We start from the raw sequence: 16,924 nt of genomic DNA on the forward strand, positions 1-16,924 counted from the left end.
CTGATACTCCCGCTGCAAGGTTGGGGCGAGAGGCGATGCCGGCTTTCACGCATCGCCGACATGCCGGGTGAAATCGGCGAGCGCGACATTGCCGCCGGTGGCGATGACGAGCACCGTCTTGCCGGATAGGTCGAGCCCGGCCTCCAGGAGCGCGGCGATGGCCGCAGCCCCCGAGGGTTCCAGAACCAGCTTCAGCCGTTCGAAGGCGATGCGCATGGCGCGCCGCACGGCCGCGTCGGCGACGGCCAATCCGGTGACGCCGGCCGCCGCCGCCGCGGCGAAGGGGGCCGCGCCCGGCGCGCGCGCCATCAACCCGTCGCAGATCGTCGCCGCACCGGCCGGACGCGGCTCGATCGCGCCCTCGGCGAGCGAGCGTCCCATGCCGTCGAAGCCCTGCGGCTCGACGGCGAAGAGTTTCGTGTCGGGCGCAAGGTGGTGAAAGGCGAGCGCCACCCCGCCGATCAGTCCGCCGCCGCCGACCGGGCACAGCACCAAGTCTGCGCGGGCGTTCCTGTCGGCAAGCTGTTCGAGCGCCTCCAGCCCGGCGCCCGCCTGTCCGGCGACGATTTCGGGGTCGTCGAAAGGATGAAGCAGCACCAGATTTTCTTCCGCGGCGATGGCGGCGGCCCGTTCGGCGGCGACCTCCTCGCGCGGACGCGCGCCATGCTCGCTCAGGATCACGCGCGCGCCATAACCCGCCGTCGCCTCGCGTTTGGCGGCCGGCGCGTCGACCGGCATGACGATGGTCACGGGAATGCCGAGCGCCTGGCCGGCCGCCGAAAGGCCCTGTGCGAAATTGCCGGAGGAATAGGCGACCACGCCGCGCCGCGCCTCGTCGGGGGCGAGCCGTGTCAGCCGCCAATAGGCGCCGCGCACCTTGAAGGAGCCCGCCCATTGCAGCGATTCCGGCTTGACGAAGACGCGCGCGGCGCCGCTTTCCTTGGCCAGAAAGGCCGATTCCAGCAACGGTGTCACCTGTGTCGCCTGCCGGGTGAGCGCGTAGGCGCGGCGAAGGTGATCGAGGTCGGGGATTTGCGGGGCCGTCATCATTCGCCTCTCGGAAAGCGTTTTTGGTCTTCCAGCACGTTCAGGTCCATGTGGTTGCGCATGTAGCGCTCCGAGGCCTGGCGCAGCGGCTGGAAGTCCCAAGGGTAATAGGCGCCGTTGCGCAGCGCCGGATAGACCACCCAGCGCCGGGCCTGGCTTTCGCGCACCGCCGCGTCGAAGCCCGCCATGTCCCAGCGCGCTCGCACCATGCCCATGAAGCGCCCGACCGTCTCAGCATGATCGGGACGTTCGGCGAGATTGACGGTTTCGAGCGGGTCGGCGTCGAGATCGAAGAGCTGCGGCGGATCGAGTTCGCAATGGACGAATTTGAAGCGGCCCTGGCGGATCGCAACCAGCGGCGCATAGGAGCCCTCGGCCGCATATTCCATCAGCACCGGCGCGCTCCGCGTTCCGCCGGCAAGAAGCGGCGCCAGCGACTGGCCGTCGGTCCATTTCGCGATGGCGTCCATGTCGGCGCCGGCGAGGGCGCACAGGCTGGGCAGGATGTCGAGATTGGAGACCGGGACATGGAAGAGGGCCGCCTCGATGCCGGGACCGGCCATCATCAAGGGCACGCGCGCCGACCCCTCGAAGAACGACATCTTGAACCACAGGCCGCGCTCGCCGAGCATGTCGCCGTGGTCGGAGCAGAACACGATCACGGTGTCGTCGAGCATGCGCGTGCGCGCAAGCGTGTCGATCAGTTCGCCGACCTTGTCGTCGAGATAGGAAATATTGGCGAAATAGCCGCGCCGCGCGCGGCGTACATGGTCGGGCCGGATGTCGAAGGCTGCGTAGTCGCTGGCGTGGTAGAGCCGCCTCGAATGCGGGTCCTGATCTTCTTCGGCGATGCGGGCGACCGTCGGCTCCAGCGCCGGGCAGTCCTCGTAAAGATCCCAGTAGCGCCGGCGTGCGACATAGGGATCGTGCGGATGGGTGAAGGAGACGGTCAGGCACCAGGGGCGCCGATCTTCGTCCTGGGAGGCGCGGGCATGGTCGTAAAGACGCTGCACGGCGTGGAAGCAGACCTCGTCGTCATACTCCATCTGGTTGGAGATCTCGGCCACGCCCGCACCGGTGACCGAGCCCAGATTGTGATACCACCAGTCGATGCGCTCGCCGGGTTTGCGATAGTCCGGCGTCCAGCCGAAATCGGCCGGATAGATGTCGGTCGTCAGCCGTTCCTCGAAGCCGTGAAGCTGGTCCGGGCCGACGAAATGCATCTTGCCCGACAGGCAGGTGTGATAGCCGGCGGCGCGCAGATGGTGGGCGTAGGTGGGGATCGAGGAAGCGAATTCGGCGGCGTTGTCGTAGACCCCGGTGCGCGAGGGCAATTGCCCGCTCATGAAGGCGGCCCGGCCGGGGGCGCACAGCGGCGAGGCGGTGTAGCTATTGCGAAAGCGGGCCGAGCGCGCGGCCAGCGCCTTGAGATGCGGGGCGTGCAGGAAGTCGGCCGGACCGTCGGGAAACAGCGTCCCGTTGAGCTGGTCGACCATGATGATCAAGATGTTGGGGCGCGCCGTCATGACGTCCTCGCTTCCGTCGCAAGCATGGTTTCGACATAGTCCTCCACCAGCGCGACCGCGCTCCTGGGGTCGGGCGGCCCGTCCTTCAGCGCACGGCGGATGTAAAGCCCGTCGATCAGCGCGGCGATGCCTTCGGCGACCCGCTCCGCGCGCAGGGCGGGCATCAAAGGCCGCAAGCCGCTCATCAGATTGGAATGAAGCCGGCGGGCATAGACCCTCAACAGCCGCCGCATGGCGGGCGAGCGCTGCGCCTCGACGTAGAACGCCAGCCAGGCGGCAACGGTCTCGGGCCGGAACTGGGTCGGCGAAAAACTGACCGCCACCATTGCAGAAACCCGCGCCCGCGGCTGGGGCGCGGCCCGCAGCGCGGCGCACCCGTCGCGGCCGAGCTCCGACAGGAGGTGGCGCATGGTGGCTTCGAGGAGATCGTCCTTGGCACCGAAATAATGATGGGCGAGCGCGGAGGAGACGCCGGCGATGCCGGCGATTTCCGACATGGTCACGTCGAGCGAGCCGCGCGCGCCGATCGCCGCGATCGCGGCCTCGATCAGCGCCTTGCGCCGCAGCGGCTCCATTCCGACCTTTGGCATGATCGCCTCCCTTGAGAGCTGTATATTTTTAATTGACTGGTCAATCAATAAAAATTCGCGCGGCTGTGCGGAGCGGACTTTACTGCGCTGCAAAATACGTTCAGACTTGAACAATCAATTGCCGCGCACGGCATTTGCGCTACAGTGCGCGATCATCGGATTGGAGGCTGGCATGACCGCATCGATCGTCGGATGGGCGCATTCGCCCTTTGGCAAGCTGGAAGACGAAACGCTGGAGGGTCTGATCACCAAGGTGGCGGTCGAGGCGATCGAACATGCCGGCATCGGGCCCGAGGATGTCGACGAGATCGTGCTCGGCCATTTCAACGCCGGTTTCTCGCCGCAGGATTTTACCGCCAGCCTTGTGCTGCAGGCCGACGATCGGCTGCGCTTCAAGCCGGCGACCCGGGTCGAGAACGCCTGCGCGACCGGCTCGGCCGCCGTGCGCCAGGGCCTGCGCGCGATCGAGGCCAAGGCGGCGCGCATCGTTTTGGTGGTCGGTGCCGAGCAGATGACCAAGACGCCCGGCCCGGAGATCGGCAAGAACCTCTTGAAGGCCTCCTACCTGCCCGAGGACGGCGACACGCCGGCCGGTTTCGCCGGTGTGTTCGGCAAGATCGCCAGTGCCTATTTCCAGCGCTACGGCGACCAGTCCGACGCGCTCGCCACGATTGCGGCCAAGAACCACAAGAACGGCGTCGACAATCCCTATGCGCAGATGCGCAAGGATTTCGGCTACGAATTCTGCCGCACCGAGAGCGAAAAGAACCCGTATGTCGCCGGGCCGCTGAAGCGGACCGACTGCTCGCTGGTGTCGGACGGGGCGGCCGCGATCGTACTCGCCGAAACCCAGACCGCGCTGTCGATGCGCCGGGCGGTCGCCTTTCGCGCCAACGAGCACGTGCAGGATTTCCTGCCGATGTCGAAGCGCGACATCCTCGCCTTCGAGGGCTGCCAGGAAGGCTGGAGCCGGGCGCTGTCCAGGGCCAGGCTGACGCTCGACGACCTGTCCTTCGTGGAAACGCATGACTGCTTCACCATCGCCGAGCTGATCGAATACGAGGCGATGGGGCTCGCCAAGCCGGGCGAGGGCGCGCGGATCGCGCTCGACGGCGTGACCGCCAAGGACGGCCGGCTGCCGGTCAACCCGTCCGGCGGGTTGAAGGCCAAGGGGCATCCGATCGGCGCGACCGGCGTGTCGATGCACGCGCTGACCGCCATGCAGCTTACCGGCGAGGCCGGCGGCATCCAGGTTCCAGACGCCCGCATCGGCGGCATCTTCAACATGGGCGGCGCGGCGGTTGCCAATTACGTGTCGATCCTCGAACGGATCAAATGAGGCACGCGGCGGTCGTCACCGGCGGCGCCTCCGGCATCGGCCTGGCGGTCGCCGGGCGGCTGCTGGAGGACGGCTGGCCGGTCGCGGTCGTCGACGCCAGCCGCGACGCGCTCGCCGATGCCGAGGACGCGCTCGCCGACGAGGGCGCGCTGTTCCTGGAAGCCGACATCACCGACGAGGACGAGGTCGCCGGCGCTTTCGGTGCCGTCGTCGAGCGCCTCGGCCCGATCGGCGGTCTGGTCAATTCGGCCGGCATCGCCCGCGACGTCCCGGCGCTGGAAACGAGCGCGGAACTGATGCGCCATGTGCTCGACGTCAATCTCGTCGGCTCCTTCATCTGCTGCAAGGCTGCGGTCGAGCGTCGTTCCGAGACGCTGGCGATCGTCAATATCGCCTCGGTGTCGGGCCTGCGCGCCAATGCGGGCCGGGTGGCCTACGGCGCGTCGAAGGCCGGGGTGAGGATGATGACGGAAGTCATGGCGGTCGAACTCGGCGGCCGGGGCATCCGCGTCAATTGCGTGGCGCCGGGCCCGATCGACACGCCGATGGTCGCGCGGCTGCACGAGGACCGCCAGCGCGCCGGCTGGCTGGCGCATGTGCCGGAAGGCCGCTATGGCGAGGCCGACGAGGTGGCCGCCGCGATCGCCTTCCTGCTTTCGCCTGAGGCAAGCTACATCACCGGCCAGACGCTCGCCGTGGATGGCGGTTTTCTCGCCGCTGGCCTGTTGCCATTCCAGGGCTGATTTCCGTCAATCGGGACCTGTTTCAGCAACGGAGATCATCGACATGAAAAGACTCGCCACGGCCTTTGTGATCGGCTTCGCCGCGATCGGAACCACGCATGCCGCCGAGGACGACGCGGTCGCGCTCGCCCAGGCGTTCTGCAGCCTGGCCGAGCTCGACCAGGGCATGGGACGCATGTATCTGCTGTCGCCCGGCCTGACCGAAAAGGTGACCGCCGCGCTGGCGGCCGGCGGGCAGGCCGAGACGGCGTTTGGCACGGGCGTGCCCTGGGCGAGCGGCGACGGGGCCGCGGGCGCCTGCAGCGCCGGGGCGGTCAGCGCCGAGGACGGTGTGACGCTTGTCGACGTCATCTATGGCGAGGGCGATCAGGGCTGGACCGATCAGCTCGTTCTGGCTGCGGGCGAGGGCGGCGCGCTCGTCGTCGACGACATTCGCTACGGCAAGCCGAAAGACGCTGCCACGCTCGGCGAGGCGGCGTCGGCTCTCCTGACCGATTAGGGCACAATCCCGGCAACGAGCCTCTTTGTTCGGGAAAGATCATGCTTTAACAGGATGACGGCGCGTGGCGACGGCTCGATGGGACGTCGCCGCGGTCGCGACACATGTCTCGGCGCCGCTTGAGGGGAAGGCGGCGCCGGACGGCGAGGCGAGGGAACGGCCATATGCTGCTTGCGATCGAGCAGGGCAACACCAACAGCCTGTTTGCCGTGCACGACGGCGAAAGCTGGATCGCCCAATGGCGTTCCGCCACCGAACCCAACCGGACCGCGGACGAATATGCGGTCTGGCTGCACCAATTGCTGTCGATGACCGGGCTCGACCTGGGCGTGCTCGACGCCTGCATCATCTCCAGCGTGGTGCCGCAATCGATCTTCAACCTGCGCAATCTGTCGCGCCGCTATCTGGGCGCCGAGCCGCTGGTGATCGGCGAGAACGCCGAGTTGGGCATTCCGATCCGCGTCGCCAAGCCGGCCGAGGTCGGCGCCGACCGGGTGGTCAACGCGCTCGGTGCGCATATCGCCTATCCCGGGCCGCTGATCGTGGTCGACAGCGGCACGGCGACGACGATCGACGTTGTCGCCGCCGATGGCGGCTTCGAGGGCGGCGCGATCGCGCCCGGCATTCATCTGTCGGTCGAGGCGCTGCACTCGGCCGCCGCCAAATTGCCGCGGGTCGCGCTGAAGAAACCGCAGCGCGTGATCGGCAACGATACGGTCAGCGCCATGCAGTCGGGCGTGTTCTGGGGTTATATCGGCCTGATCGAGGGCATGATCGCGCGCATCCAGGCCGAGCGCGGCGAGCAGATGACGGTGGTGGCCACAGGCGGCATCGCGGCGCTGTTTTACGACGCCACCGCCGCCATTCACCATTTCGATCCCGACGTCACCATTCGCGGGCTTCTTGAAATCTATCGGCGCAACAATTCCAGCCGCCCATAGGCCGGGATCTTCAGGGCCGGCCGCACGATATAGACGCCCGCGACCAGGCCGAAGAGATGGATCTCGAAACCGTGGCGCCGCCCGACCGCCAGCCCGGCGAACCCGCCGAGCGTGACATGCAGGTCGCGGCGGTCCGGCGACAGGCTGACCGAGGCGAGGCCCGGCGCGTAGTCGCGCCCGACCGCGTTGGCGGGCAGCGCGACGTCGAGCTGCGGCACCCGGCGCAGCACATGGGCCACGAAGCTGTTGGAGTTCGGTCCCGGCCAGATCCGGTAGTCGCCGCGGCCGGCGAAGGGATAGGTCGCGATCGCCGCCTCCACGACCGGCAGCAGGGACGCCGCCGCCTCGCCGGTGATCGCCTGCACGATCCGCGGCGGGTTCGAATACCAGTAACCGTCGGCCACGAAACCGTTATGGCGCACGGGCAGGCCCCAGCCGACCTTGTCGTAGCGGTCGTAATCCTGCCGGTCCGGTCGTTTCAGCACGATCCAGCTATGGGCCGAAAACGCCCCCTTGAAGCCGCCGGTGCGCGCGGCGAGCACGTAGATCGCGGCGTCGACGTTTTTCGGGGCCGGCAGGAGGCCGCTGCTGCTCCAGTCCGCCGAACGCCAGGATGCCGGCCGGTCGACGAGCGACCACCACAACGCCGTGCCGACCGCCGGCAGGGCGAACAGCACCACAACACCCAAAACAACCGGCCTGAAGATTGCGCGCATGGATTTCCTTTGCCTCGGCGGGTGTGAGAGCATAGGTCGATAGGGACAGGCAGGGCAGTGAATTTCCGGTGAGGCGATGAAAAATCCCGTTCTGGTCGAGGTGATGCGCGGGGCGCTGGTGGAAAGCCGCCACCGCGGCGCGGTCGTGGCGCTCGACGCCGACGGGCGCACGGTGTTCGAGATCGGCGATATCGACCGGCCGGTTTTTCCGCGCTCGGCGGTCAAGGCGATCCAGGCCCTGCCGCTGGTCGAAAGCGGCGCCGCCGAGGCCTGCGGTTTCGACGACCGCGACCTCGCGCTGGCCTGCGCCTCCCATTCCGGCGAGGCCGCCCACGCCGAACGCGCGGCGGCGATGCTGGCCAGGGCCGGGCTCGATGAGAATGCGCTCGAATGCGGCAGCCATTGGCCGCTCGGCGAACAGGCCACGCTCGACCTTGCCCGCGCCGGCCAGACGCCGAGCGCGCTGCACAACAACTGCTCCGGCAAACATGCCGGCTTCCTGTGCGTTTGCTGTCACGGCGGCGTCGCGCATCGCGGCTATTCGGGCTTCGACCATCCCATGCAGCGGGAGTTGCGTGCGGTGATGGAGCAGGTCACCGGCGCCGTGCACGACCGCGACAATGCCGCCGTCGACGGCTGCTCGATACCCACCCACGCCGTGCCGCTGCGCGCGCTGGCGTTTGGCTTTGCGCGCATGGCGACCGGCGCGGGGCTGGCGCCGCGGCGTGCTGCGGCCGCAACGCGGCTGCTCGGCGCCTGCATGGCCGAACCGTTTTTCATGTCGGGCAGCGCGCGGATGGACGAAAGGCTGATGGCGGCCGCCGGCGGCCGGATCTTTTGCAAGACCGGCGCCGAAGGAGTCTATTGCGCCGCCATTCCCGAACTTGGCCTGGGCGTCGCACTGAAATGCGACGACGGCGCGACCCGCGCCTCCGAAACCATGCTGGCCGCGATGCTGGCGAAACTGCTTGCCGCCGGCGACCCGCTGGCGGCCACCTTGCGCGACATGGCCCGACCGCCGGTCGTCAGCCGGCGCGGCATCAAGGTCGGCGAAATCCGGGCGACGGACGTGCTTGCCTGAGGCCGCAGCGACAGCGCAAGGCCCGGCGTCAACTCGCGTGATTGCGCTCGACGGTGAGGTGGGCAAAGCCGGCATTGCCGACCCGTGCCAAATCCTTAGTCACGGCCTCGGCCCAGCGATGGCCGCGGATGGCGCCGTTGCGCGCGCCGGAGATGATATTGTCGGAGATCACCGCCGCGCCGGCGCCCTCGACCACGGAGACGGCAATGCCGGTGCCGGCGTCGCGGATGACGTTGCCGCTGGCCGTGACGTTGCGCAGATACGGCCCCCAGCCGAGATGGAGGCCGAACAGCGGCGCGTTTTCGACCACGTTGCCGGTGACGGCCGTGTCGGCCTCGGCGGTGATGCCGACGCCGAACCCGGGTGAGTCGGCCGGATAGGGGCCGGTCTGCGACAGGTTGCGCACCAGATTGGCCGCGCAGACGGCCAGACGGCCGCCCTCGTTGAAATTGACGATCGAGATGCCGTTGGCCGCGCCGTCGACGATATTCGACGAAATCGCCGCGCCCTCGAAGGCGAATTCGGAATAGATCGCGGTTTCGCCGGAACGCTGGCAGCTATTGCCGGTGATCTGGATGTTGTTGCCGCCATTGGCCCGGATGGCGGAAAAGGCGCAGTCGGCGATCCGGTTGCCGGAAACCATGACGCCGCCCGCGCGATAGACGTTGATGCCGTTGCCGAATTGCCCGGTGCCGCCATTGCGCGCGGCGATGCGCTCGACGCGGTTGCCCGACACGATGGTGGTGTCCTCGCCCGCCTGCCAGCGATGCACCAGAATGCCGCCATTGCCGCAATCGGCGACCGTGTTGCCGGTGATCGCGAGGCCGCCGGCCTGGACGCTGTAGATCCCGGCATCGGCGGCGCCCGAGATCTGGCTGCGCTCGATGCGGCCGGCGACGTTTTCCAGCGCCAGCGCGTGCTTGCCGCTGCCCAGAATGCTGCAATTGTCGATGACGAGATGGCGCGCGCCGCGCACCGTCACGAGGCCGTCGACATGATCGCCCAGCCAGCGATTGGCGCCGTCGATCAGCAGGCCGGAGATCTCCAGATGGTCGGCCGCCTCGGCCAGGAACAGATGGCCGTTGCCGCCGTAAAGGATGCGCGAGGCGCCCGGCACGCCGGTCAGGCGCAGCTTGCGCGGCATGACCAGGTTCGAAACCACGTAGTCGCCCGGCGGCAGATAGACCGGCGCGTCGCGCTCGGCCGCCTTGTCGAGCACCCGGGCGAAGGCCTCGCTCTGGTCGTCGTAAAGGCCGGGCTGTACGCCGAGTTCGCTGGCATCGAGCGAGCCGCGGATCGAGGCCGTCTCGATACCGGACAGGGTGGCGCCATGGGCCGCGCCGGCGGCAAGACCGCCGGCGCCGGCCAGCCCGGCCAGGAACGCGCGTCTGTTCAGCATTGGCACAGCTCCAAGGTTCATCACCTTGGCGGAGCAAGTGCCATGCCAGCCCGATGCGGAGCGGGCGCTGCCGGTGCCTGGCGGTGACAGGTGGACGCTTCAGGCCTTCTCGGTGTGGTCGCGCAAGAACGCCGCGGCGCCGGCCTCGTCGATCTCGCCGGCGGCAACCATAAGGACAAATTGGATCAAACTGGCGTCGTCGGTCTCCAGGCTCCAGCCATTGAAGACGAGGAAAAGGTCGGTCGCGGCCAGCGCCGTTCGTTTATTTCCGTCCACAAACGGACGGTTCTTCACAATGCCGAAAAGGTGCGCTGCTGCCAGGTCGAATATGTCCGGATCGCCACAGATTGCCTTCTGGAGCGGTCTCGCCAAGGCGGATTCGAGCATGCCGACATCGCGGATGCCTGGCGCTCCGCCGTGCAAGCGAAGCTGTTCAGCATGCATGGCCTTAACGAATTCCCGCGTGTGGAATTCCGTGATTTCGCGAGCGCGCGGTACGTGACCTCGTATTTGTGCATGCGTTCACGCGCGATTTTCATTTTGCGCTCGAACTCATCGGCCGAATCCTCGACGCGTCGCATGCGTAGCTCGTCCCCTTCCTTGAAGACGACAACACTATCCCCGGCCTTGAGATTGAGGCTTTTCAAAAGTTCTTTCGGCAAGACCCATGTTGCAACGCGCGTTGAAACGGCGCTGCGTTATCGCGCCAGAAGCGTGTCGATGAGGTCCTCGGCCGCTTCGGGGATCACCGTGCCGGGCGGAAAGATCGCCGTCGCGCCGGCCTTCAACACGGCGTCGAAATCGTCCGGCGGGATGACGCCGCCGGCGACGATCATGATGTCGTCGCGGCCGAGCCTGGCGAGCGCCTGCGACAGTTCCGGCACAAGCGTGAGGTGGCCGGCTGCCAGCGAGGAGGCGCCGACGATCTGCACGTCGTGCTCGGCGGCCAGCTTGGCGATCTCCTCGGGGGTCTGGAACATCGCGCCGACGGTGACGTCGAAACCCAGGTCGGCGAATGCGGTCGCGATCACCTTCTGGCCGCGATCATGGCCGTCCTGTCCCATCTTGGCGACCAGCAGGCGCGGTGCCGCGCCGGTCTTTTCGCGATAGGCCTCGACCTTCTCGTGCACCCGCTCCACCACCGGGTTCTCGCCGATCTCCTTGCGGTAGACGCCGCTGATCGTCTGGATGGTTGCGACGTGCCGGCCGAACACTTTCTCGAGCGCCAGCGAGATCTCGCCGACCGTGGCCTTGGCGCGCGCGGCCTTGACGGCGAAGTCGAGCAGGTTGCCACCGGTGCGGGCGGCGTCGGTGAGGGCGGTGAGCGCGGCTTCCACGGCGGCCACGTCGCGGGTGCCCTTGAGTTCCTGCAATTTGGCGAGCTGGCGGGCGCGGACCTGGGCGTTGTCGACCTTCAGCACGTCGACTTCCATGTCTTCGGCCGGTTTGAAGGCGTTCACGCCGACCAGCGCCTGGCGGCCGGTATCGATCCGTGCCTGGGTGCGGGCCGCGGCTTCCTCGATGCGCATCTTCGGCACGCCCTTTTCGATCGCCGCCGCCATGCCGCCGAGGCTTTCCACCTCCTCGATATGGGTGAGCGCGCGCGCCACCAGATCGTGCGTCAACCGTTCCACGAAAGCCGAGCCGCCCCAGGGGTCGATGATGCGGGTCGTGCCGGACTCTGCCTGCAGGATGATCTGCGTGTTGCGGGCGATCCGCGCGGAATGGTCGGTCGGCAGCGCGAGCGCCTCGTCGAAGGCGTTGGTGTGCAGCGACTGCGTGCCGCCCTGCGTGGCCGCCATCGCCTCGATCATGGTGCGCACGATGTTGTTGTAGGGATCCTGGGCAGTCAGCGACCAGCCGGAGGTCTGGGTATGGGCGCGCAGCGCCAGCGATTTCTGGTTGTTCGGCGCAAAATTCTTCTGCACCAGGCTCGCCCATAACAGCCTGCCGGCGCGCTGCTTGGCGACCTCCATGAAAAAATTCATGCCGGCGTTCCAGAAGAAGGACAGGCGCGGGGCGAATTTGTCGATGTCGAGGCCGGCCGCCACGCCTGCGCGGGCATACTCGATGCCGTCGGCGATCGTATAGGCGAGCTCCAGGTCGACCGTCGCGCCGGCTTCCTGGATGTGATAGCCCGAAATCGAGATCGAGTTGAATTTCGGCATCCGCTGCGCGGTGTAGGAAAAAATGTCCGAAATGATCCGCATCGAGGGCTTGGGCGGATAGATATAGGTGTTGCGGACCATGAACTCCTTGAGGATGTCGTTCTGGATGGTCCCGGCCAGGTCCTTCTCGGCCACGCCCTGTTCCTCGGCCGCGACGATATAGAGCGCCATGATCGGCAAAACGGCGCCGTTCATGGTCATCGACACCGTCATCTCATCGAGCGGGATGCCGTCGAAGAGCTGGCGCATGTCGAGGATGGAATCGATCGCAACGCCGGCCATGCCGACATCGCCCGCCACCCGGGGATGGTCGCTGTCATAGCCGCGATGGGTCGCGAGGTCGAAGGCGATCGAAAGCCCCTTCTGGCCGGCGGCGAGGTTGCGTCGGTAAAACGCGTTCGATTCCTCGGCGGTTGAGAATCCCGCATATTGGCGGATCGTCCACGGCCGCTGCACATACATGGTCGGGTAGGGGCCGCGGATGAAGGGCGGGGCGCCGGGAAACGTATCGAGATGGGCGAGGCCGGCGAGGTCGTCCTCGCCGTAAAAGGTCTTGATGGCGATCCCTTCCGGCGTTTCGCGCACCGCCTCGCCGTTCGGCGCGGCGCGGCTTGCCGGCTTCTGCCAGCCGATCGTCGAAAAATCCGGGATCATGCGTCTTCTCCGACCTGTTCGTCGAGGCGCAGCGGCGCGAGCCTGTCGCAAAACGTCGTTCCGTCCGAGGGCGCGGGCCGGCTTTCGGCGTCGAGCGTGGCGACCGGGCGTTCCGTGCCGAGCGGGTAGAGCGTGGTGCCGACGATGGCGCGCTGCCCGTCGCGCAGCGCCTGCCGGCGCTTTGCCGCCACCGTCCGCACCCGGGCCTGGAAGGCACCGGCGGCGAGGCTCTTGAGCGCGCCGCCTTCCTGTTCGATCTGCTGAAACTCCGCCCAGGCCGCTTCGCACAGCGCTTCGGTGAGATGGGCGATGCCGCCCGAGCCGGCCGCGGGATCGGCGACGAAGCCGATGCCGGCCTCCTGGGCGAGCACGAGCTGGGTGTTGCGCGCCACCCGGCGCGCGAAACCGTCCGGCAGGCCGTGGGTGAGCGTGTGCGGCAAAACCGAAATCGAATCCGCACCGCCGGCCGCGGCCGCGAAAACGGCGATCGTGGCGCGAAGAATATTCGTTTCCGGATCCCGTGCCGTCATCATCCGCCACGACGTCTCGGCATGGAGGGAGGCCGGCGACGGCTCGATGCCGCAGACCTCCTGGGCGCGCTGCCACAGCCGGCGCAGCGCCCGCATCTTGGCGATGGTCACGAACTGGTCCTGGTCGGCGGCGATGGCGAAGCCGACATGCGGGGCGGCATAGACCAAAGGCTGGCGCGCCTTTTCGAACATGCGCAGATGCGACACGGCCGAGGCGAGCATGATGCCCAGCTCCTGCGCGGCGCTGGCGCCGCCATTGTGGCTGACACGGCCGTCGGCTTCCAGAAGCACGCCCGGCAGGCCGAGCGCGAAGAAATGGGCAAGCGATTGCGGCATGGACGCTTCGAGCGCCTCGATCGACATGCGCAGGCGTCCGGTCCCGGCGAAGATAGCGGCCGGGTCGATCCCGAACGACAGATGCAGGCGCGCCGGATCGGCGCGCTTGGCTGCCAGCGAGGCGACCAGCCAATCGATCGACGAGCGGCTGAGGGGATGGGTGTCGATCCGAAGTCCGAGCCGGTTGAGCGGCACGCCGTCGAGCGCCCGGTCGAAGGCCTCGTCCGTGCACGGCAGACCGTAACCGTGGGCGTTGGGGGCGCCCTCGAACACGATCGCCAGCCCGGTGGCGCCGTTTTCCACATCCTCAATCGCCTGGCGGTTGGCGCGCGCCGGGTCGGGATCATCGACCCGCTGGACGACACGCCAGGGCGCGGCCGGGTCGACGCGCGAGATCGGCTGGGGATGGGCCGAGCGCGCATAGAGCGGATCGATGCGAAGCCCGTCATCGGTGTGCGACACCAAGGTGTCCTCGAAATCGGCACCCTTGAGCGCCTTTTGCGCGAGTGCCCTCCATCCGGCCTCATCGATGCCCGCAAACGTCGTTCCGCTGATCAGTTTGTGCTCCATGGCGTTCCGGCTCGATCCTCCCGACCTGCTGCCGACAGACTAAAGGCCCCGGTCTTGGCCGGCAACAACGCCGATCGCCTCGCGCGAATATCGGCGCACCTGCAAGGCGGGTGCTCCGTCCTTCGGCTCACGTCGCGTCGATGCCGGCGCCGCGGTTCGGTCTGGCAGCGCTTCCCGATACAATCGGTCGGACCGGCGGGCAACAGGGACTTTTGGCAAATCTGCAAGCAGCCGTCCTTGCGGCCTGGCGCGCGGCGGCGTTGTCGGCGGGTGCGGGGCTGTTTATAGGAAGACACGAAGCGGCCGGCGCCCGGGCCAGTCGCGGGATTGCCGGAGAGAACACGCATGGCCCAGGACGACAGCCTTTTCATCGGAGCCAGCCGAAAGCCCGACGACAGCTATCAGGCGGCCGAGCGGCTGTTGCTGAAATACGCCAATCGTCACGGCCTGGTCACCGGCGCGACGGGCACCGGCAAGACGGTGACCCTGCAAATCCTGGCCGAAGGATTTTCCAATGCGGGCGTTCCGGTCTTCTGCGCCGACGTCAAGGGCGATCTCTCCGGCATCGCCGCAATGGGCGAAGCGAAGGATTTCCTGACCAAGCGCGCCGACGCGATCAGGCTCGATCCCTATGAATTCCAGGAATTCCCGGTGATCTTCTGGGATCTGTTCGGCGAAAAGGGACATCCGATCCGCGCCACCGTGTCGGAGATGGGACCGCTGTTGCTGTCGCGGCTGATGAACCTGACCGACGCGCAGGAAGGGGTGATCAACATCGCCTTTCGTATCGCCGACGAGGAGGGGCTGCTGCTGCTCGACATGAAGGATCTGCAGGCGATTTTGGTCAGTATCGCCGAGCGGGCCGACGAGATCAGCAAGGTCTACGGCAATGTCAGCAAGGCCTCGGTCGGCGCCATCCAGCGCTCGCTGCTTGTCCTCGAACAGCAGGGCGGCAACCATTTCTTCGGCGAGCCGGCCCTGCGCATCGAGGATCTGATGCGCACGACCCGCGACGGGCGCGGCGCCATCAGCGTTCTGGCGGCCGACCGGCTGATGATGAACCCGCGGCTTTACGCGACCTTCCTGCTGTGGCTGTTGTCGGAGCTGTTCGAGGTTCTGCCCGAGGTCGGCGATCCCGACCGGCCGCGCCTGGTGTTCTTTTTCGACGAGGCGCATCTTTTGTTCGACGAGGCGCCGAAAATCCTGCTCGACCGGGTCGAACAGGTGGTACGGCTGATCCGCTCCAAGGGTGTCGGCGTCTATTTCGTGACCCAGAACCCGCTCGACGTGCCGGAGACGGTGTTGTCCCAGCTCGGCAATCGCGTCCAGCACGCCCTGCGCGCCTATACGCCGCGCGAGCAGAAGGCGGTGAAGACGGCGGCGGAGACCTTTCGCCCGAACCCCGATTTCGACTGCGCCACCGCGATCACCCAGCTTGGCGTCGGCGAGGCCCTGGTCTCCACGCTGGAGGCCAAGGGGGTGCCGTCCATGGTGCAGCGCACGCTGATCCGGCCGCCCGCGTCGCGGCTGGGGCCGATCTCCGAGGCCGAACGCGAAAAGATCAGCGCAATCAGCCCCGTCGCCGGCCAGTACGACACGCCGGTCGACCGCGAGTCGGCCTTCGAGATCCTGCAGAAACGCGCCGCCAAGGCGGCTCAGGCCGAAGAGGAGGCGGCGCGCCGCGAGGAGGAGGACGACGGGCGCGACGACAAGCGCAGCCGCTGGACCCTGCCGGATTTCGGCGATCGCGACGAGGATCGGCGCACGCCTGGGACGACGCGCAAAACCACCCGGCGCACGACCACGCGCCGCAGCAGCTCCAACCGTCAGAGCGTGACGGAGGCCGCCATCAAATCGGTGGCGCGTTCGGTCGGCACGTCGCTCGGCCGCGCCCTGGTGCGCGGCATTCTGGGCAGTCTCAAAAGGGGACGCTGACGTCGCGGCGGTTTTCGATCACGAAACCGCCGGCGAAATGCCCGACGTGACCAGGATCGGCGTGCGGTTGGGCACGCGGTCGTAAAGGTCCATCACGTCCTGGTTGAGCATGCGCACGCAGCCCGACGAAACCGACTTGCCGATGGTCCACCACTCCGGCGAGCCGTGGACCCGGTAAAGCGTGTCGACGCCGTCCTGGAAGATATAAAGCGCGCGCGCGCCGAGCGGGTTCATCAGCCCCGGCTCCATGCCGCCATTGCGCACGCTGTATTTTTCCAATTCGGGCTGGCGCGCGATCATTTCGTCCGGCGGGGTCCATTTCGGCCATTTGCGCTTCCACTGGATGACGGCGCGACCCGACCACTCGAAGCCCGCGCGGCCAAGACCCACGCCGTAGCGCAGCGCCTGCCCGTTCTCGCGCACCAGGTAGAGGAAGTGAGCCGAGGTATCGACCACGACGGTACCGGGGCGCTCGCCCGTCGGATCGGGAACCAGCCGGCGCAGATAGCGGCGTTGCATTTTGTCGATCGGCACGGCGGGCACGTCGAAGCCGCCATCGGTAACGGCTGCGTACATGGTGGCGTAGTTGCCGAACGCCGAACCCAGCCCGGCATCGTCCTTCGGCTTGTCTGCCGGCGGGATGCCGCTGGTGGTCGTGCACGACGCCAGTGCGAGCGACGCGGCGCCGGCCGCAGCACCGGAAAGAAGAGAGCGCCGCGTCATGGGCGCGGAGTTGTGGTATGGGCCGGACATGCTACCTCGCTAAAGAAAGCCACTAGAAACGATTCAACGTCCGGCACGCCGAACATTTTCTCCCGCCGGGCTGATATGCCCCATCGAATGCGGCCGT

15 protein-coding genes and 1 pseudogene are annotated in these 16,924 nt (G+C 67.4%); 6 read left to right on the top strand and 10 right to left on the bottom strand.

Annotation, left to right across the window (positions count from 1 at the left end; all coding sequences use genetic code 11):
- Window positions 1-45: 45 nt before the first annotated feature.
- The 3 genes from EP380_RS03445 to betI are packed head-to-tail and all read right to left on the bottom strand — an operon-like array spanning window position 46 to window position 3,163.
- Window positions 46-1,047, bottom strand: coding sequence for a pyridoxal-phosphate dependent enzyme (locus EP380_RS03445; RefSeq protein WP_127596792.1), 1,002 nt, complete (start codon window positions 1,045-1,047; stop codon window positions 46-48).
- Entirely contained in the window at window positions 1,047-2,573 is a 1,527-nt protein-coding gene (gene betC, locus EP380_RS03450; RefSeq protein WP_127596616.1) for a choline-sulfatase, read from the bottom strand. The genes EP380_RS03445 and betC overlap by 1 nt, the downstream gene beginning before the upstream one ends.
- Window positions 2,570-3,163 (bottom strand): transcriptional regulator BetI, encoded by a 594-nt coding sequence (gene betI / locus EP380_RS03455; protein ID WP_127596619.1) that lies wholly within the window; start codon window positions 3,161-3,163, stop codon window positions 2,570-2,572. Before betI ends, betC begins: the two co-directional genes overlap by 4 nt.
- A gap of 172 nt (window positions 3,164-3,335) precedes the next feature.
- On the opposite strand from betI, the gene EP380_RS03460 reads away from it, so the two are divergent.
- The 4 genes from EP380_RS03460 to EP380_RS03475 all read left to right on the top strand — a co-directional run bounded on the left by EP380_RS03460 (window position 3,336) and on the right by EP380_RS03475 (window position 6,685).
- Window positions 3,336-4,502, top strand: a complete 1,167-nt coding sequence (locus tag EP380_RS03460) for an acetyl-CoA acetyltransferase (protein ID WP_127596622.1) — start codon at window positions 3,336-3,338, stop codon at window positions 4,500-4,502.
- Entirely contained in the window at window positions 4,499-5,245 is a 747-nt protein-coding gene (locus EP380_RS03465) for an SDR family NAD(P)-dependent oxidoreductase (protein WP_106571087.1), read from the top strand. Before EP380_RS03460 ends, EP380_RS03465 begins: the two co-directional genes overlap by 4 nt.
- A 43-nt stretch (window positions 5,246-5,288) precedes the next feature.
- On the top strand, window positions 5,289-5,744 hold the full coding sequence (locus EP380_RS03470) for a hypothetical protein (protein ID WP_127596625.1): 456 nt from the start codon (window positions 5,289-5,291) through the stop codon (window positions 5,742-5,744).
- Between the two features lie 164 nt (window positions 5,745-5,908).
- The gene (locus EP380_RS03475) at window positions 5,909-6,685 is read left to right on the top strand and encodes a type III pantothenate kinase (protein WP_106571085.1); all 777 of its coding nucleotides are present in this window, start codon (window positions 5,909-5,911) and stop codon (window positions 6,683-6,685) included.
- On the opposite strand, the gene EP380_RS03480 is transcribed toward EP380_RS03475, so the two are convergent.
- The gene (locus EP380_RS03480; RefSeq protein WP_127596628.1) at window positions 6,655-7,401 is read right to left on the bottom strand and encodes a DUF3750 domain-containing protein; all 747 of its coding nucleotides are present in this window, start codon (window positions 7,399-7,401) and stop codon (window positions 6,655-6,657) included. The two genes, EP380_RS03475 and EP380_RS03480, sit on opposite strands and share 31 nt — an antisense overlap.
- 76 nt (window positions 7,402-7,477) lie before the next feature.
- Between EP380_RS03480 and EP380_RS03485 the strand changes: the two genes are divergently transcribed.
- The gene (locus EP380_RS03485; RefSeq protein ID WP_127596632.1) at window positions 7,478-8,482 is read left to right on the top strand and encodes an asparaginase; all 1,005 of its coding nucleotides are present in this window, start codon (window positions 7,478-7,480) and stop codon (window positions 8,480-8,482) included.
- Between the two features lie 28 nt (window positions 8,483-8,510).
- On the opposite strand, the gene EP380_RS03490 is transcribed toward EP380_RS03485, so the two are convergent.
- The 5 genes and pseudogenes from EP380_RS03490 to EP380_RS03510 all read right to left on the bottom strand — a co-directional run bounded on the left by EP380_RS03490 (window position 8,511) and on the right by EP380_RS03510 (window position 14,139).
- Entirely contained in the window at window positions 8,511-9,881 is a 1,371-nt protein-coding gene (locus EP380_RS03490; protein ID WP_127596635.1) for a TIGR03808 family TAT-translocated repetitive protein, read from the bottom strand.
- 99 nt (window positions 9,882-9,980) lie between these two features.
- Entirely contained in the window at window positions 9,981-10,361 is a 381-nt protein-coding gene (locus tag EP380_RS03495; protein ID WP_127596638.1) for a type II toxin-antitoxin system death-on-curing family toxin, read from the bottom strand.
- A 107-nt stretch (window positions 10,362-10,468) separates the two neighbouring features.
- Window positions 10,469-10,543, bottom strand: a pseudogene (locus EP380_RS23965) (AbrB/MazE/SpoVT family DNA-binding domain-containing protein); the annotation flags it as partial.
- A 36-nt stretch (window positions 10,544-10,579) separates the two neighbouring features.
- Window positions 10,580-12,703, bottom strand: coding sequence for a methylmalonyl-CoA mutase (scpA, locus tag EP380_RS03505; protein ID WP_127596642.1), 2,124 nt, complete (start codon window positions 12,701-12,703; stop codon window positions 10,580-10,582).
- Window positions 12,700-14,139, bottom strand: a complete 1,440-nt coding sequence (locus tag EP380_RS03510; protein ID WP_127596646.1) for a methylmalonyl-CoA mutase subunit beta — start codon at window positions 14,137-14,139, stop codon at window positions 12,700-12,702. The genes scpA and EP380_RS03510 overlap by 4 nt, the downstream gene beginning before the upstream one ends.
- Before the next feature lie 345 nt (window positions 14,140-14,484).
- Here EP380_RS03510 and EP380_RS03515 point away from each other — a divergent pair, with 345 nt between their 5' ends.
- Window positions 14,485-16,074: a helicase HerA-like C-terminal domain-containing protein gene (locus EP380_RS03515; protein ID WP_127596649.1), complete on the top strand. Its 1,590-nt coding sequence runs from the start codon at window positions 14,485-14,487 to the stop codon at window positions 16,072-16,074.
- Between the two features lie 18 nt (window positions 16,075-16,092).
- On the opposite strand, the gene EP380_RS03520 is transcribed toward EP380_RS03515, so the two are convergent.
- A complete protein-coding gene (locus EP380_RS03520) occupies window positions 16,093-16,797 on the bottom strand; it encodes a L,D-transpeptidase (protein WP_238719691.1) in 705 nt (234 codons plus the stop codon).
- Window positions 16,798-16,924: the final 127 nt, after the last annotated feature.

Source organism: Nitratireductor alexandrii (genome assembly GCF_004000215.1).
In the GTDB taxonomy this organism is placed as follows: Bacteria; Pseudomonadota; Alphaproteobacteria; order Rhizobiales; family Rhizobiaceae; genus Mangrovimarina; species Mangrovimarina alexandrii.

Coding starts and splice junctions, on each gene's coding strand:
- scpA (WP_127596642.1), bottom strand. CDS start 12,703: ATGATCCCGGATTTTTCGACGATCGGCTGGCAGAAGCCGGCAAGCCGC.
- EP380_RS03515 (WP_127596649.1), top strand. CDS start 14,485: ATGGCCCAGGACGACAGCCTTTTCATCGGAGCCAGCCGAAAGCCCGAC.
- EP380_RS03465 (WP_106571087.1), top strand. CDS start 4,499: ATGAGGCACGCGGCGGTCGTCACCGGCGGCGCCTCCGGCATCGGCCTG.
- EP380_RS03510 (WP_127596646.1), bottom strand. CDS start 14,139: ATGGAGCACAAACTGATCAGCGGAACGACGTTTGCGGGCATCGATGAG.
- EP380_RS03485 (WP_127596632.1), top strand. CDS start 7,478: ATGAAAAATCCCGTTCTGGTCGAGGTGATGCGCGGGGCGCTGGTGGAA.
- EP380_RS03490 (WP_127596635.1), bottom strand. CDS start 9,881: ATGCTGAACAGACGCGCGTTCCTGGCCGGGCTGGCCGGCGCCGGCGGT.
- EP380_RS03460 (WP_127596622.1), top strand. CDS start 3,336: ATGACCGCATCGATCGTCGGATGGGCGCATTCGCCCTTTGGCAAGCTG.
- EP380_RS03475 (WP_106571085.1), top strand. CDS start 5,909: ATGCTGCTTGCGATCGAGCAGGGCAACACCAACAGCCTGTTTGCCGTG.
- EP380_RS03470 (WP_127596625.1), top strand. CDS start 5,289: ATGAAAAGACTCGCCACGGCCTTTGTGATCGGCTTCGCCGCGATCGGA.
- EP380_RS03445 (WP_127596792.1), bottom strand. CDS start 1,047: ATGACGGCCCCGCAAATCCCCGACCTCGATCACCTTCGCCGCGCCTAC.
- betI (WP_127596619.1), bottom strand. CDS start 3,163: ATGCCAAAGGTCGGAATGGAGCCGCTGCGGCGCAAGGCGCTGATCGAG.
- betC (WP_127596616.1), bottom strand. CDS start 2,573: ATGACGGCGCGCCCCAACATCTTGATCATCATGGTCGACCAGCTCAAC.
- EP380_RS03480 (WP_127596628.1), bottom strand. CDS start 7,401: ATGCGCGCAATCTTCAGGCCGGTTGTTTTGGGTGTTGTGGTGCTGTTC.
- EP380_RS03520 (WP_238719691.1), bottom strand. CDS start 16,797: ATGACGCGGCGCTCTCTTCTTTCCGGTGCTGCGGCCGGCGCCGCGTCG.